This is a genomic window from Flavobacterium sp. CYK-55, assembly GCF_018413465.1.
Taxonomy (GTDB): domain Bacteria; phylum Bacteroidota; class Bacteroidia; order Flavobacteriales; family Flavobacteriaceae; genus Flavobacterium.
In genome coordinates, this window is record NZ_JAHCDK010000015.1 from 15,727 (window position 1) to 31,746 (window position 16,020).

13 protein-coding genes are annotated in these 16,020 nt (G+C 40.5%); 11 read left to right on the plus strand and 2 right to left on the minus strand.

Annotated elements, in window-relative coordinates; genetic code table 11:
• Nucleotides 1-122: 122 nt before the first annotated feature.
• From KIH23_RS12985 to KIH23_RS13035, 11 genes are all read left to right on the plus strand, one after another.
• Entirely contained in the window at nt 123-803 is a 681-nt protein-coding gene (locus KIH23_RS12985; protein WP_213213932.1) for a hypothetical protein, read from the plus strand.
• 86 nt (nt 804-889) lie between these two features.
• On the plus strand, nt 890-2,008 hold the full coding sequence (locus tag KIH23_RS12990; RefSeq protein ID WP_213213933.1) for a methionine aminotransferase: 1,119 nt from the start codon (nt 890-892) through the stop codon (nt 2,006-2,008).
• Nucleotides 2,009-2,085: 77 nt separating this feature from the next.
• On the plus strand, nt 2,086-5,385 hold the full coding sequence (locus tag KIH23_RS12995; protein ID WP_213213934.1) for a T9SS type B sorting domain-containing protein: 3,300 nt from the start codon (nt 2,086-2,088) through the stop codon (nt 5,383-5,385).
• A 133-nt stretch (nt 5,386-5,518) separates the two neighbouring features.
• Nucleotides 5,519-7,282 carry a T9SS type A sorting domain-containing protein gene (locus KIH23_RS13000; RefSeq protein ID WP_213213935.1) on the plus strand — a complete coding sequence of 588 codons (1,764 nt, stop codon included), beginning with the start codon at nt 5,519-5,521 and terminating at the stop codon, nt 7,280-7,282.
• 66 nt (nt 7,283-7,348) lie between these two features.
• A complete protein-coding gene (locus KIH23_RS13005; RefSeq protein ID WP_213213936.1) occupies nt 7,349-8,230 on the plus strand; it encodes an SDR family oxidoreductase in 882 nt (293 codons plus the stop codon).
• Nucleotides 8,231-8,960: 730 nt separating this feature from the next.
• Nucleotides 8,961-9,728, plus strand: coding sequence for a ParA family protein (locus tag KIH23_RS13010; RefSeq protein WP_213213937.1), 768 nt, complete (start codon nt 8,961-8,963; stop codon nt 9,726-9,728).
• A 6-nt stretch (nt 9,729-9,734) separates the two neighbouring features.
• On the plus strand, nt 9,735-10,634 hold the full coding sequence (locus KIH23_RS13015; RefSeq protein WP_213213938.1) for a ParB/RepB/Spo0J family partition protein: 900 nt from the start codon (nt 9,735-9,737) through the stop codon (nt 10,632-10,634).
• Nucleotides 10,635-10,717: 83 nt separating this feature from the next.
• Entirely contained in the window at nt 10,718-11,194 is a 477-nt protein-coding gene (locus KIH23_RS13020) for a DUF5683 domain-containing protein (protein ID WP_317197043.1), read from the plus strand.
• Complete coding sequence (gene dapB, locus KIH23_RS13025; RefSeq protein ID WP_213213940.1) at nt 11,194-11,901, plus strand: 4-hydroxy-tetrahydrodipicolinate reductase; 708 nt, start codon at nt 11,194-11,196, stop codon at nt 11,899-11,901. The genes KIH23_RS13020 and dapB overlap by 1 nt, the downstream gene beginning before the upstream one ends.
• A gap of 42 nt (nt 11,902-11,943) precedes the next feature.
• Nucleotides 11,944-13,482, plus strand: coding sequence for a signal peptidase I (gene lepB / locus KIH23_RS13030; protein WP_213213941.1), 1,539 nt, complete (start codon nt 11,944-11,946; stop codon nt 13,480-13,482).
• A gap of 5 nt (nt 13,483-13,487) precedes the next feature.
• The gene (locus KIH23_RS13035; protein ID WP_213213942.1) at nt 13,488-14,099 is read left to right on the plus strand and encodes a WbqC family protein; all 612 of its coding nucleotides are present in this window, start codon (nt 13,488-13,490) and stop codon (nt 14,097-14,099) included.
• Here the strand turns inward: KIH23_RS13035 and KIH23_RS13040 are convergent.
• Both KIH23_RS13040 and KIH23_RS13045 read right to left on the minus strand, forming a co-directional pair.
• Entirely contained in the window at nt 14,096-15,142 is a 1,047-nt protein-coding gene (locus tag KIH23_RS13040) for an endonuclease/exonuclease/phosphatase family protein (protein WP_213213943.1), read from the minus strand. The two genes, KIH23_RS13035 and KIH23_RS13040, sit on opposite strands and share 4 nt — an antisense overlap.
• Nucleotides 15,139-16,011, minus strand: a complete 873-nt coding sequence (locus tag KIH23_RS13045) for a rhomboid family protein (protein ID WP_213213944.1) — start codon at nt 16,009-16,011, stop codon at nt 15,139-15,141. Before KIH23_RS13045 ends, KIH23_RS13040 begins: the two co-directional genes overlap by 4 nt.
• Between the last annotated feature and the right edge of the window lie 9 nt (nt 16,012-16,020).

The window sequence follows — 16,020 nt, forward strand, 5'->3', positions numbered from 1 at the left end:
GGGCTTTTTTAATGCAGAAAAGTTTTTGAATTGAATAAATCATTACTTTAGTGACGCTTAAGGTCCCAGTCCTATAATTTGCTTTAACTTACAGTTTGTCTGCTCACTAAAAAATTACGCCGATGAAACTTGTAGGATACATCAACAATCAAAAAGAAAATGCTTTTCAGCGGCCTGTTTATGCTGACAAAAAAGGCAAAATGTACACGCATACAACCGATGAGCGTCACAATGTTATTGCCTTTGTAGAAACGCAACCCAATCAAAATTTCTGCACTTTATACCTTTCTAAAAAATTTAGTACCAACCAAAAAGGCGCACTGGTTTTTGTGGGGAAAGATGGATATATTCACTACAATGATGCGCCGTCTGCCATTGATGAAATCATTCATTATCTCAATGACCACAGTGTATTATTCAACACCAACGGTATTTTGGACGAAGCGATGTTGCTCAAAAACCGAATCTTCTCAGACCATTTCATTGTCGATGAGTTTGTGATGAAAATGCAACCCAAAAACGAAGAAATCATTTTGTCATTTGATTTTCCTTCGCCTAAAAAAGAGTCTGTTTCAACTCAAGAAATAACCACGCATGAGGATCAAAAACAAAGTTCCGCAGTGGCAAAAGATGAAAACAAATCTGAGTTCAATGAGGCGCTGCGTCAGTTAAAATCGGCAGAAATGAACTTTGAACTCAAACTCAAATTGCGCTCGGCTGAACGTCGTAGTAAACTCAAAATGTTCAATTACCAGTTCAAGCTAAATCAAAACAGTCGTTCTAAAAAAGCTGTTGATTCCTAACATCAAGCTGTTTAAAACAATTCTTTAAAATTGAAAGCAGCAGCGTAATAATCATTATTTTAGCTAGCAAATGCTCATCAACCCAAATGATTACTGCTGAAACCACCATTTTTACGGTCATGTCACAATTGGCGCAACAATACGGCGCGATCAATCTGGCGCAAGGATTTCCTGATTTTGACATTGACCCAAAACTCAAAGAAATCACCGCTTCATTGGTTTTTGAAGGACAACACCAATATCAACCCATGATGGGGCATTTGGGCTTGCGGGAAAAAATAGCTTTGCTGACCCAAAAAAATTACCATCGAAAAGTAGACCCTCAAACTGAAATCTTGATTACTGCCGGCGCAACTCAAGGAATATACACGGCCATTCAGGCTTTGGTGCAACCGGGCGATGAAGTGATTATTTTAGATCCGTCTTATGATTGCTATGTGACGCCCGTTGTTTTGAGAAATGCGCGCGCCATTCGAATTCCGCTCAATCATGATTACACGCCCAACTGGGAAACTATTTCTAAAGCAATTACAGATAAAACACGAATGATTGTGATCAATAATCCGCACAATCCATCGGGCAGAATTTGGCAAGAAACTGATTTTGAAACGTTTGAAACAATTCTTGAAAACCACCCGAATATTTTGGTTTTGTCTGATGAAGTTTATGAATACATGACTTTTGAGCAAAAGCATATTTCGGTGCATGAGCGACCAAAACTTCAAGAGAAAAGCATTGTGATTTCATCGTTTGGCAAATCGTTGCATATTACCGGTTGGAAAATTGGTTATTTGATCGCGCCCAAAAATTTGATGAACGAAGTTAAAAAAGTGCATCAGTTTTTGGTTTTCTGCGTGAACGGATTAGCGCAACAAGTCATCAATGCTTATTTATCAGAAGATGTAACCAGCCACATCAGCGCATTTTATCAGGCCAAAAGAGATTATTTTAGAAACTTGCTCTCAGGTGCTCGGTTTGATTTATTGCCTTGTGAAGGTTCGTATTTTCAGTTGGCTTCTTATGCAAATATCAGCGATGAAAACGAAATCGATTTTACATTAAGACTGGTTCAAAAACACGGAATTGCGGTGATTCCGGTTCGTCCGTTTCGAGAAGATGAATTAGACCAAAAACACATTCGATTTTGTTTTGCCAAGAAAAATGAAACTTTAGAAATGGCAGCAGAGTTGTTGTCAAAATTATAGACTCATTACAAAATTTTCACCTCAAAAAAACGTTCTCTGAATCAGAGATTCATCCCAAAAAAAAGCAATTATTCCTTATGAAAAAATGGTTCATTACAATGTGCTTGCTATGGTTAATGCCTTGGATCGGAAACGCATTTTCATTTACGGTAACCACCACCAACGAAAGTTGTTCAGGTAATGGCGAGCTAACTTTTACAGCAACCAATGCCGATCCAAACGGGACCATTGTTTATGAAGTATATAAACTTCCGAATTTATCAGTGCCTTTAGCAACGGTTACAAACAACAATCTAGGTGGATTATCAGCCGGAACTTATAAAATCATTGCGCAAGAAACCATCAATGGAGTGACCACTTCACAAGAAATACAGACTACCATCAACAACACCATTCAACCTTTAGTGATTGATGTAGACAGCATTAATCAAGCTTGTTCAGCCAATAGCAACATTGTAGTCAATGCCCTATCAGGAACTCCGGTCAATTATGAGATTTTTTCTGGACCGGTTACTTTTCCGCTTCAAAGTTCAAACACGTTTAATAATTTGCCTGTGGGCGTTTACCGCATTCGTGTTTTTGATGCTTGCGGAACCGGAGTGGTATCAACCTTTACAGTAACTTTAAACGTTACTGCACTCAATATAGCCCAGCCAACTTTCTCGAACACTACGCCACCTTCATGCAATTTTACTGTTGTTGAACACACCATAACTCCGGCCAACGGTACCGTTATTGGTTATCCTTTGCAAATTGAATTTGTAGTACATCCGCCCGGAGGCGCACCTGATCAGACCTTCAATAGCGTATTAAATAATGGTGATTTATCATCTGAACAAATTTCTGAAACCATTCCGGCTTTTCCGAATCTGGATTTTAATTACGATGTTAACATACTCGATGCCTGCGGAACCACTTTTACACAGAATTTTTTGGTGACCAACAACATCAACTTATTGCCTACAATTTATGATTTAGATTGCAACAGTTATTACTTTGAACTCAAGGCGCTTAATTTCACTCCTCCGTACACTTTAAACTTTAGTTCTTTCCCAATCGGATTTGACCCAGCCACTTATACAACAAATTATCCCGGACCGTATAACACAGATACTGTTCAGTTTGGCGACACCAATCTTAACACCCCAATAGGCAATTATGAAGTAACCATTACTGACTTCTGCGGAAGAAGTAAAGTTTTGTCTTTTACGATTATAAATCTACCATCGGTTCCCACTGCTACAGCCACCAACAATGGTTGTTCAACCAATAGCGGAACCATCTATATCAATATTATAGGATATAGAGTAGTGACTGCAACTATTCTTTCAGCGCCTGCTTCATATCCTTTTGCATTACCTCATGACGTTTCCATTAATGTTGACCCTACTCTAGGTGTTTTAACGCTAAATTCTGTTCCACTCGGAGATTACTCAATTGAGGTTATAAATAATTGCGGCGCTACAATGCTACCCATGCAAATTACTGTTCCTGCCTATGCTGACCAAGGCATGAATTCTGAGCAACGTCCGGGCTGCAGCTTGGGTCAAGGTAGTATTCGGATATGGAGTAATAACATTGGCCTGACTTCATTAAAAATTACTGCTGCTCCGAGCACTTTCAATCAAGCACTACCCTATGATGCTTCTGCTTATATTACAGGCGATGGTAGTTGTTATCTCAATAATTTACCGCCGGGAAGCTATACTTTTAGCGGAATTGACCAATGCAATTTTGCCAATCAAATTTCGGTAATTGTTGATGGATATGCTATCACGAACAATACTTTTTCACTTCAAGAAAACTGTGGCTCTTTTGACATTCCAATAGATTTCGTGAGTAATGCCACGACAGGAGAAACGTATTGGTTGCAAAAAGAAATTGCTCCGAACCAATGGGGACATCCCGGTTCTTTACAGCCTTACACTGAAGGAACGATTCCTGATGGAAACAACAGCTTTCAGCTCGGAAATCATACCACCAACTACAATTTGAGTTTTAATGGCGTTTTTAGAATTGTTCGGAGTTTTTTTAGTTTTAACAACGGAAATGACATCAACAACAGTAGTTTAGGAGCTGACAAAAGTTGTATTGAAATCTTGAGTCCGACTTTATCGTTTAATCAAGTGCTAGAAATTACCGACGCCTACAGAATGCCTTGCACCAACAACGGAAATCTAGATGTAATCATAGAAGCCAATGGCAAAAGCCCAATTCATTACACCATTATTGACAAAGATGGTGTCCCTTTTTTTTTAGACAATCTCAACTCAAATATTTTTTACAATTTACCACCGGGCATCTACACTTTTCAGGTTGAAGATCCTTGCGGAAATATTGTCAACCGGATTTTTGATGTAAACACTTTACTATCGTTGGTACAAATTGGTCAACCGCAAAACATGGTACAATGTTACAATGTCATTACCGGCAATGAAACTTTTGATTTGACACAGCAAAACAACGTCATTTTCAACCAACAATCAACTTTAGATTTCACCCTAAGTTATCATCCGTCACTTACTGACGCACAAAACAATACCAACCAAATCAACAACTTAACCTTGTATAATCCGAATGCAAATCCGGCGACTATTTACGCTCGTATGATTTACAACGCGGTTCCCAATTGCTATGAAATTAAATCATTTGATTTGATTGCCGGACAAACGCCTACCATTGCGCTCAATGATTTGTACCAAAGTTGCTTTTTAAACCCAGTAGCTTTAGATGCATCGCCTGGAAATTTACCCACCACAACCTACTTCTGGTCAGACGGAACCAACCAACCCAATCTTACGGTAACACAACCCGGAATCACGCAGTTAACTATTACCGCCACCAATGATTACGGCAACGGACAAGTTTGTACCAACACCAAAGATATTGAGGTTCATATTTCAGAAACGCCTGTGATTGATCATTTAGAAACCTCCGACTGGACTCAGAATGAAAACACCATTGCGGTTTTTACACAAAATTCCGGTCAGTTTGAATATTCAATTGATGGAACAAATTATCAGGATTCGTCTTTATTTACTGGGTTAGACCCCGGAATCTATACGATTTATGTACGCGATCAACTCGGTTGCGGCATAGATACCGAAAGTATATGGCTGTTGTATTATCCGAACTTTTTTACGCCCAACGACGACGGTTACAACGATACTTGGTTTATTGAAAACGGTACGCTTGAACCCAATATGACCGTATACATTTATGATCGCTACGGAAAACTCATCACCGAGCTTGACAAAACAAATCCAAAATGGAATGGACAGTACAATGACCATCAAGCTGTATCCACCGATTATTGGTTTGTAGTCAACCGACAAGATGGCCGCATACACAAAGGACATTTTACTTTAAAAAGATAGCTTGTCTACCGCGTATCTACCACAAAATCAGGCTTTGTCAACCTGATGTCTACCTAATTTTTGAGGCTTACTTTTGATTAGCATTTAATTTTGAACCGTCAGAAAATCACACTGACTTTCAAAATTTTAGCTTATGAAAAAGAAATTTACCTTTAAACTACTCGCCATTCTGATGCTGACGCAAATTACAGCTTCGGCGCAAAACGCTCCAATTTATGCACATGCATTCCAGAGTGCACACGACCAAGGCGTCTGGGCCCGCGCCATGACTACTGATGCACAAAACAATGTATATCTTACGGGGCTTTTTCACGGTACCTGTGATTTTGACCCTTCCGGAAGCGTACAAAACCTCACCTATTTGGGCGGAACACCCGGCGATGTTGACGGAGAATCTGATGTTTTTATCAGTAAATACGATGCGGCCGGAAACCTCATTTGGGCCAAAAGTTTGATTGAGCCCACTTTTGATGGCATGAATGAAGAGCGGCCGACTGCTATTACGCTAGACAACCAAAACAATCTATATCTGTGCGGATTTACCAATACCCGTGGTTTTTTCATTAGTAAATGGTCCGTCGAAGGTAACGAAATCTGGACGCGTTATTTTGACGATGCGCCCGATAACAATGCGCTGACTTTTGGTATTAAACCTATTCCGGGCGGTGTGGTAGTGAATGGCTTTTTTACCGGAACTTTAGATTTTAACCCTTCGCCAACTTCCGTAAACTCATTAACCGCGTTTAATAACGATGCTTTTCTGGTTTCACTTAACAGCGACGGAAACTTCGCTTGGGCCAAACAAATTGAAACCAATGGCGCTGTGATTCTGACCGGACTTGATACCACTGCGCAAGGTGAAATTGTAACTTCAGGTGTTTTTGTCGGCTCTGTTGATTTGAATCCTGACCCAAATATTCAATCAATATTTACTTCGCAATCAACTTCTTTTAGTGCGTTTAGTTCTGTTTTTGCAGCCAAATATTCAAGCACAGGTAACTTGATTTGGAGCAAACACTACCGCGGAACAGCCACAACCGATTTCTTGACAACTTTGGTTAAAACCGACAGCCAAGGCAATGCGATTGTCCTGAGTGATTTTAGAGGAAGCACTTCATTTTCAACAACTACTAACGTATCTTCAACCACCAATTACAACACTTTTTTATCTAAGGCCGACAGCAACGGCACTTTGCTTTGGGCCAAGAAAATTGTTCAAAATGATGGTTTTATTCAAACTGCCAACGGAGCCAATATGGCCATTGATGGTTGCGATAACATTTATGTTTCGGGTGAATTTACCGGCACTTGTGATTTTGATCCTTCGGCAACAACGCATGAATTGCAATCATTGACCAACACGCGCGCCGTATTTCTGGCGAGTTATTCACCCGATGGAAATTATCTTTCTGCCTTTGACCTCAAAGGATTGGGCACGCCTGATTTTGTAGAATTCACTGGTTATTTGCCCATTGCGGTTGATGCCGAACAAAATCTTCTAGCAGGTGGAACGTTCAGAAACACCCTTGATTTTGATCCGACCGCTGCTACACTTGAGCTGCATTCATCGGTAAATGCAAGCAGTTCAATAGCCGGTGTTTACTTGGCTAAATACCCAAATCCAAATTCTTGTGCCTTGGCCAATCAAACTTTTACCGAGGACGCGTGGAGCGTTTTTCCGAATCCGGCGCATGATCAAATCAACATACATTTTAAAGAAACACAAAGTCATTTTACGGCCCAACTCATCGATATGCAAGGCCGAATTGTATTGCAAGAAAAAAATCAAAACAACCAGCGTTTTACACTTGAAACCAAAAATATCCCCGCGGGCGTTTATTTGCTAAAAATGCAAACAGACAAACAAACTTTTACACAAAAAATCATCCTTCAGTAAAACAACAGCCCGCTCAATCCATCGGAATCAAAAAAGGTTTTGTTATCTTTACCCAAATTGAAACCGATGGATTTTTCTCAAAAAATGCTCCGTGACAACGCTTTGTCCGGAAAAGTAATTGTTATTACCGGCGGCGGAAGCGGGCTGGGCAAAGCCATGACGCGCTACTTCATGGAACTCGGCGCAAACGTTGCCATCACTTCTAGAAATTTAGAAAAACTACAAACCACCGCAGCCGAACTTGAGCAATCTACCGGGGCCAAATGCTTACCATTGGCTTGTGATGTGCGCCATTACGATCAAGTTGAAAACATGCTCGCCGAGGTACTCAAAGCCTACGGAAAAGTAGATGTTTTACTCAACAATGCCGCGGGCAATTTTATTTCACCCACCGAGCGACTCTCGGCCAACGCTTTTGATACCGTCATTGACATTGTGCTCAAAGGAACCAAAAACTGTACTTTGGCCTTTGGCAAACATTGGATTGACACCCAACAAACCAGCGCTACCGTACTCAATATTGTTACCACTTATGCTTTTACCGGCTCGGCTTATGTGGTGCCGAGTGCTACCGCCAAAGCCGGTGTTTTGGCTATGACGCGCAGTCTGGCTGTAGAATGGGCCAAATATGGCATCCGAACCAACGCGATTGCTCCGGGACCGTTTCCGACCAAAGGCGCTTGGGACCGGCTTTTGCCCGGCGACTTGGCCGATAAATTTGATATGGCCAAAAAAGTGCCGCTCAAACGCGTGGGCGACCACCAAGAACTGGCCAATTTAGCAGCTTATTTGGTGTCTGATTTTTCGGCCTATATCAACGGTGAAGTTGTGGTCATTGATGGCGGCGAATGGCTCAAAGGCGCCGGACAGTTCAACTTGCTCGAACAAATTCCCGAAGAAATGTGGGATATGCTCGAGATGATGATCAAAGCCAAGAAAAACGGATAAAATTATTTTGAATGTTGTGTGATGAATGTTGAATGATTTACAAATCAGACAACATACTTTATTTTATTCAGCTCAAGGTTCTTAACCACCTATTGTGCGGGTCAATTTCTGAGCACCAATCGCTGCTCAACACGCAAATTTAAATGCAACATTTAGCATTTATCATGCATCATTTATTGGGGCGTGCCCCTGCGGGTCGCGTTTTTCGCAGTGCGCGGCACTTAGCTACAACCGCTCACGCGGGTGTCTGTCGGATACATTTGATTTGATTTTAAATTTTGACTTCACTTTTTCTGTTAAACGCTACATTCTCTTGCGTGAGATTTAGCTTCGCTCAGTTCGGCTAAAGCCTCGGGTGACTCGAGCGGAGCGAACAGGCGAAGCAAATTAAAAGGAGGAAGTCCGGTGGACTTCAGGTATCTTACTAAGTTTCATTTTTGACAAATGCTTGAAGTATAGTCGTGTGCGTGAGGGATGGCAGCGGTTAGCCCGCAGACACGCAGTGGCGAGGACTATGAGCGAACAGCCCGACCCGCAGGGGCACGCCCAATGAAGATTTATGATTAACGATTGTTGATTTTAGATTTATGATTTGAAGAACTGACAACAAAAAATGGACAACTCACAACCAATTTACGTGAGCCTCAAACTATTAACTTTTGTTAACAAATTAGCCTTGAAAAACCCATAATTAATTGTATTTTTACGGCTTAAAATTTTTAAAGTTTAGATGGGTAAAATCATTGCTATAGCCAATCAGAAAGGCGGCGTCGGAAAAACCACCACTTCGGTGAATCTGGCGGCTGCTTTGGGTGTTCTCGAGAAAAAAGTTTTATTGATTGATGCCGACCCGCAAGCCAACGCGAGTTCAGGTTTGGGTTTGGATATTGAAAGTATCAGCATTGGTACGTATCAGATTCTTGAGCACAGCCATTTACCCGAAGAAGCCATTATTGCGTGCAGCACGCCCAATGTTTCAATCATTGCCGCGCACATTGATTTGGTGGCCATTGAAATTGAACTGGTGGACAAAGAAAACCGCGAGTATATGCTCAAGCAGGCTTTAGAAAAAATCAAAGATCAGTTTGATTATATTTTGATTGATTGCGCTCCGTCACTCGGATTGCTAACGCTCAATGCGCTGACCGCTGCTGATTCGGTGATTATTCCGATTCAATGCGAATACTATGCGCTCGAAGGTTTGGGCAAATTGCTCAACACGATCAAAAGCGTTCAAAAAATTCACAATCCGTCGCTGGATATTGAAGGTTTGCTGCTCACGATGTATGATTCGCGTTTGCGCCTTTCAAATCAAGTGGTTGAAGAAGTGCAGAAACACTTTAACGATATGGTTTTTGAAACCATTATTCAGCGCAACGTAAAACTCAGCGAGGCGCCGAGTTTTGGTGAAAGCATCATCAATTACGACGCAACGAGCAAAGGTGCTACCAACTATTTACACCTAGCGCAAGAAATTATCAGAAAAAATACTTTGTAAAAAAATATGTCGCAAGTAGTCAAAAAACAAGCATTGGGAAGAGGATTATCTGCCTTGCTCAAAGATCCGGACAACAACATTCAATCAGTGAGTGACAAAAATGCTGATAAAGTAGTTGGCAACATCATTGAGCTTGAAGTAGATGCTATTGAAATCAATCCGTTTCAGCCACGCAGCAACTTTAATGAAGAAGCTTTGCAGGAATTGGCGATTTCCATCCGCGAGTTGGGTGTGATTCAGCCGATTACTGTGCGCAAACTCGACTTCAATAAATATCAATTGATTTCGGGTGAAAGACGTTTGCGTGCCTCTAAAATCAACGGATTTAAAACGGTTCCTGCTTATATTCGCATTGCCAACGATCAAGAATCGCTTGAGATGGCTTTGGTGGAGAACATTCAAAGACACGACCTGGATCCGATTGAGATTGCGCTTTCATACCAACGCCTCATGGACGAAATTCAACTCACGCAAGAGCAAATGAGCGAGCGCGTGGGCAAGAAACGTTCAACCATTGCCAACTATTTGCGTTTGCTCAAACTTGATCCGATTATTCAGACAGGTATCCGCGATGGGTTTATCAGTATGGGCCACGGACGTGCGATCATCAACATTGAAGATCAAGACGTTCAGACCGATATTTACCAGAAAATTGTCAGCCAAAACTTATCGGTACGCGAAACCGAAACCTTGGTTAAAAAATATCAAGACAGCTTGAAACCTTCGGCTAAATCAGCCAAAAAAGGAAGTTCATTTGATGTGGCAGATGCTGAGAAAAAAGCTATTTCTGAATATTTCGGCGCTAAAATTGACATCAAAATGGCTGGGAACGGAAAGGGTAAAATTGCAATTCCGTTTCATTCTGAAGAAGACTTTCACCGCATTGTCAAACTCATCAAAGGTTAGTGCATAAAGCGATTATCATACTACTCTGTCTTGTTGTCTTCGGGAACTTTTCGGTTTTCGGGCAAAGAAAGTCAGACCCTTTTGTGATTATAAAAGATTCGACCAAATCGCAAGAAATCAATCCGCTTTCACCGGCCAAGGCTGCTTTTTATTCGGCTGTTTTACCCGGACTTGGGCAAGCCTACAACAAAAAATACTGGAAAATTCCGCTCGTATATGGAGCCATCGGAACCACGCTGTATTTTTATCAATCCAACAACAAAAAATACCAAGAATTTCGCGAAGCATACAAAGACCGACTCGCCGGAAATCCGGATCCGAAATACGCTTATTTGGATAATAACCGATTGATACAAGCGCAAAGGTTTTATCAAAGAAACCGCGATTTATCGTTGTTGCTCACCGTTGCTTTTTATGCTTTGAACATTATTGACGCCAACGTTGACGCACATTTAGGGCAATTCAATGTCAACAGCAATTTATCGCTCAGACCTGAAATCAAACCCGACGAACAATACATCAGACCCAATTTTGGCGTGGCCTTTAATTATCAATTCTAATGAAAATAGCTTTACTCGGATACGGAAAAATGGGTAAAATCATTGAAGAAATTGCCCTTTCACGCGGACATCAAATTGTGTTGCGCAAAACCAGTGAAAGCAGTTTTGACGGACTTGAAAATGCCGATGTAGCCATTGATTTTAGCGTTCCGAGTGCAGCAGTTCGTAACATTTCTGAATGCTTGCATACCAACGTTCCGATTGTTTCGGGCACGACCGGTTGGTTGGATGAATATCAAACCATGGTTGATTTATGCCAAAAGCAAAACGGAGCCTTCATTTACGGTTCAAATTTTAGTTTGGGCGTGAATATCTTTTTTGAACTCAATCGCCATTTGGCGCGCGTAATGGCGCAGTTTGAGCAATACAAAGTTTCAATGGAAGAAATTCACCACACCCAAAAATTAGATGCTCCGAGCGGAACAGCCATTAGTTTGGCGCAAGGTATTATTGAAGAATCTGATTATTTAGATTGGTCGCTGAAGAATACTACTCCGCCGCACCAACAAACGATTGAAATTGATGCTTTGCGCATTGAAAATGTTCCGGGTACACACAGCATCACCTATGATTCTGACATTGATGCTATTGAAATCAAACACATCGCTCACAACCGCAAAGGTTTTGCTCTGGGCGCGGTGGTTGCTGCTGAATGGCTCGTCGGAAAAAAAGGCGTTTATACCATGAAAGAAGTTTTGAATCTTTAAAATTCAAACATAAAATATAATATACAACCAAATTGATTTCTTATGACACTAGCTCAATGGTTTATTTTTTTCTTGATTGTACAAGTAGTTCATTTTATTGGAACTTGGAAAATATATGAAGCAGCCAACCGCAAACGCTGGGAAGCAGCTGTTCCGGTATACAACGCCATTGTTTTGATGAAAATCATCAACCGCCCGACTTGGTGGACGATTTTGTTGTTTATTCCTATTGTCAACTTGATTATGTTTCCGGTGGTTTGGGTAGAAACACTCAGAAGTTTTGGCAAAAACACCACTTTAGATACTATTTTGGGCATTGCTACTTTTGGTTTGTATGTGATGTATGTCAATTATACGCAACCGCTGAACCACATTCCGAACCGCAGTTTAGAGTCAAACAGCAAAGGCGCTGACACGATTAGTTCGTTGTTGTTTGCGATTGTTGTGGCTACCATCGTGCATACTTATGTGATGCAGCCTTTTCAGATTCCGACTTCATCGCTTGAAAAAACTTTACTCGTTGGTGACTTTTTGTTTGTGAGTAAATTTCATTATGGAGCCCGCGTTCCAATGACGACAGTAGCTGCGCCTATGGTACACGACACAATTCCAGTGATTAATACAAAATCTTATCTCAATAAACCTCAGTTGCCGTATTTGCGGTTTCCCGGTTTTGAAAAAGTCGAAAAAAATGACATTGTCGTCTTTAACTGGCCGGTAGATACGGTCTATAAATTCTTTGATCGTTCTACTCGAAAAGCAGACAAACCTATTGATAAAAAATCAAATTACGTTAAAAGATGTGTGGGAACTCCTGGCGATAAGTTCCAAATCAAAGACGGAGTTATTTTTGTAAATGATCAAAAACTTATATTACCCGAACGCGCCAGACCACAGTTTTCATACACCGTAACCACCAACGGAACACCATTGAATCCGGATTATGTAATTCGCGATTTAAAAGTAACTGATGCGGTCTATCAAACGGCTCCAAATACTTATTTGTTCTCTTCACTTCCGGATGATGAAGCCGCCAGACTCAAATCAAATCCGATTATTACAGGGGTGACCAAAAATATTTCACACGAAGCCGAACCAAGTGTTTTTCCGCAAAACAACAATGGCTGGAACAAAGACAATTTTGGCCCGATTGTCATTCCTCAAGCAGGAAAAACAGTACCATTAACGGCCGAAAATTTACCACTTTACAAACGCATTATTACTGTTTACGAAGGAAATGACTTAAAAGTAAGTGGCTCTGAAATTAAAATCAACGGGCAAATTGCCAACAGTTATACCTTTAAACAAAATTACTACTGGATGATGGGTGACAACCGACACAACTCTGAAGACAGCCGCTATTGGGGCTTTGTTCCGGAAGATCACATTGTAGGAAAACCAGTGTTTATTTGGATGAGTTTAGATTCACACGGTAGCGGTTTGAGCAAAATTCGTTGGGAACGCTTATTCACTACAGTTGGCGGAGATGGTCAACCGTATTCATACTTTAAATTTTTCTTGATAGGATTGGCCGCTTATTTTGGGATTACGTTTTTCATGAACAAAAAGAAACAAGCCTAATTGCGATGAATCTTTTAATCCATCCCACTTATTTTTCGTCTGTAAGCCATTTTGTAGCCATGGCACAAGCCGATTCGGTTACTTTTGAGGTAGATGATAACTATCAAAAACAAACCAGCCGAAACCGCATGCTGATATACAGCCCAAACGGTGTTCAGCTACTCAACATTCCGATCAAACACAGTAAAGCGGCGCATCAGAAAACACGTGATGTGCGTATAGAAAACGCTTTTGATTGGCAAAAACAACACTTTAAATCGTTGGAAGCTGCTTATCGCTCCTCGCCTTTTTTTGAGTTTTACGAAGATGCTTTTGTGCCTATTTTTAACAGAAAACACGAGTTTCTTTTAGATTTAAACTTAGAGTGCATTGAGCTAGTATCTAAATGTTTGGGCATGCCTTTAGCGTATCAAAAAACAGACGAATACTTTCACACGGCAGAAGGTTTTGACGATTACAGAAAACTGGCCAATGGAAAAAAAGATCCATCCGTTTTTGAAGAATACACCCAAGTTTTTGGTGATAAACACGGATACCTGAACAATTTGAGCATCTTAGATTTGCTGTTCAATGAAGGGCGATACGCGCTGGATTATCTCAAAAAACAAAGTCTTTAGTCGAAACTAAATCTGGCCATTATTGGGTAATGATCAGAATTGACAAAATCTTGAAAGCATTCAAAATGCTTGACTTTCATGGCTGAATCAGCAAAAATGTAATCAATGCGCGCCGGATAATACTTGAAGTGATAGGTATTGCCAAAACCGCTTCCGGCTTCTTCAAAAGCATCATTGAGACTTCCTTTAACACTTCGATAAACATATGAATACGCACTGTTGTTCATATCTCCGCAAATAATCACCGGATATTCACACTCGTTACGGTGGTTCATTAAAATCTCGGCTTGTTGTTGTTGTTTTCTAAAAGCGCGACTGATGCGTTTAAAAACCATTTGCGATTTTTGCTGATTGATTCCGTCGATGTTTTCAGAAATCTCATTGACATCGGGCGAAATCTTGATGGATTGCAACTGCATATTATAGACGCGAATGATGTCTTTTCCTTTTTTAATATCGGCAAAAATGGTACAGTTGTTTGATTCCGGGAACACCAGATTTCCTTCGTCAATAATGGGGAATTTTGAAAAAATAGCCATGCCTGTTTTGATCTTCTTGCCTTGCATATAAACATATTTATACGGATAGACTTTTAGATCAATTTTGGCCGATTCAGAATATTCTTGAATACAGAGAATATCAGGGTTTTTATCATTGACAAACGTGCGAATATAGGTGACCACATCGGTATCAGGCAACCAATCAAATAAATTGAACAAACGCACATTATAGCTCATGACCACAAAGTCATTTTCGGCTACCGGTTGATTCACCTCAGAAAATTTGTAGAATTTATTGATAAACGTAATGCCCAAAAGCAACACCAAACCCGAAAGGATGATTTGCTTTTTAAACTGAATAAGCCAATAGATAAAAAAAAGTCCGTTTAAAATGAGAAACAACGGAAGAAGTAAGGTTAATACAGACAAAAGCGGAAAAAGCTTGGGTGCCAAAAACGGCAACACATAAGCCAAAAACGTCAACACCGCGAGTACGCTGTTGAAGAAAAACATGCCTTTATTGAACCACGAGAGTTTTTTCACTGTTTTCCGGCTTTGAATAAGAATTCTTTTTCTTCTTGGGTCAAACTATCATAGCCCGACTGACTGATTTTATCTAAAATTTCATCAATTTGTTGTTGGGTCTTATCTTTTGTTACCACACGCATAGTTGGACGTTGCGGCGATGGCGATGGCGCATTGCGATGCACTTTTTTAAAAGGCGTTCCTTTCTTATTGGAACGCATAGCCAATACATCAAAAATAAAAGTAATGGGCTGACTCAGGTCAGTTCCGCTTTGGAGCAATTTTACGTAGAGAAACCCAAATAAAGCACCCGATAAATGAGCGATGTGTCCGCCGGTATTTTCAGTAAAAATCTGAATCAAATCTAAAAACAAAATCACTGCGGTAAATTGCCATAACCTAACGTGACCAATCAGCAAAAGTCGAATATCCATCATCGGAGCATAAGTTGCGGTAGCTACCAAAATAGCCATAATCGCGCCTGAAGCACCCACAATGAGCGAGTGACTGCCCGGTGTGAATAACTGATAGAGCAAACTAAAATCTATTCCTGAAAAAATTCCGCTGAGCAAATACAATCCTAAAAGTTGCTTCTGATTGAAAAAAGTCAAAAACATTCGCCCAGCATAATTGAGCACAATCATGTTAAAGAGCAAATGAAAAAAGCTCGCATGAAAAAAGAAATACGTGAGTAAAGTCCAAGGTTTTGTAGCTACTTCAGCGATATCAGACGACAAAGCCAACCAAGACGGAAAGTTAAAAACACCCCATTGAAACTGATAGAAGAACAAAATAGATAGCAAATACACACCGCAGTTCCAGTAAATGAGTTTTTGCTCATAACCACCGCTTTTATACTGCCATTTCAAATCGTCCAACAAATTCATATTGCCAAT

Coding starts and splice junctions, on each gene's coding strand:
- KIH23_RS12985 (WP_213213932.1), top strand. CDS start 123: ATGAAACTTGTAGGATACATCAACAATCAAAAAGAAAATGCTTTTCAG.
- KIH23_RS12990 (WP_213213933.1), top strand. CDS start 890: ATGATTACTGCTGAAACCACCATTTTTACGGTCATGTCACAATTGGCG.
- KIH23_RS12995 (WP_213213934.1), top strand. CDS start 2,086: ATGAAAAAATGGTTCATTACAATGTGCTTGCTATGGTTAATGCCTTGG.
- KIH23_RS13000 (WP_213213935.1), top strand. CDS start 5,519: ATGAAAAAGAAATTTACCTTTAAACTACTCGCCATTCTGATGCTGACG.
- KIH23_RS13005 (WP_213213936.1), top strand. CDS start 7,349: ATGGATTTTTCTCAAAAAATGCTCCGTGACAACGCTTTGTCCGGAAAA.
- KIH23_RS13010 (WP_213213937.1), top strand. CDS start 8,961: ATGGGTAAAATCATTGCTATAGCCAATCAGAAAGGCGGCGTCGGAAAA.
- KIH23_RS13015 (WP_213213938.1), top strand. CDS start 9,735: ATGTCGCAAGTAGTCAAAAAACAAGCATTGGGAAGAGGATTATCTGCC.
- dapB (WP_213213940.1), top strand. CDS start 11,194: ATGAAAATAGCTTTACTCGGATACGGAAAAATGGGTAAAATCATTGAA.
- lepB (WP_213213941.1), top strand. CDS start 11,944: ATGACACTAGCTCAATGGTTTATTTTTTTCTTGATTGTACAAGTAGTT.
- KIH23_RS13035 (WP_213213942.1), top strand. CDS start 13,488: ATGAATCTTTTAATCCATCCCACTTATTTTTCGTCTGTAAGCCATTTT.
- KIH23_RS13045 (WP_213213944.1), bottom strand. CDS start 16,011: ATGAATTTGTTGGACGATTTGAAATGGCAGTATAAAAGCGGTGGTTAT.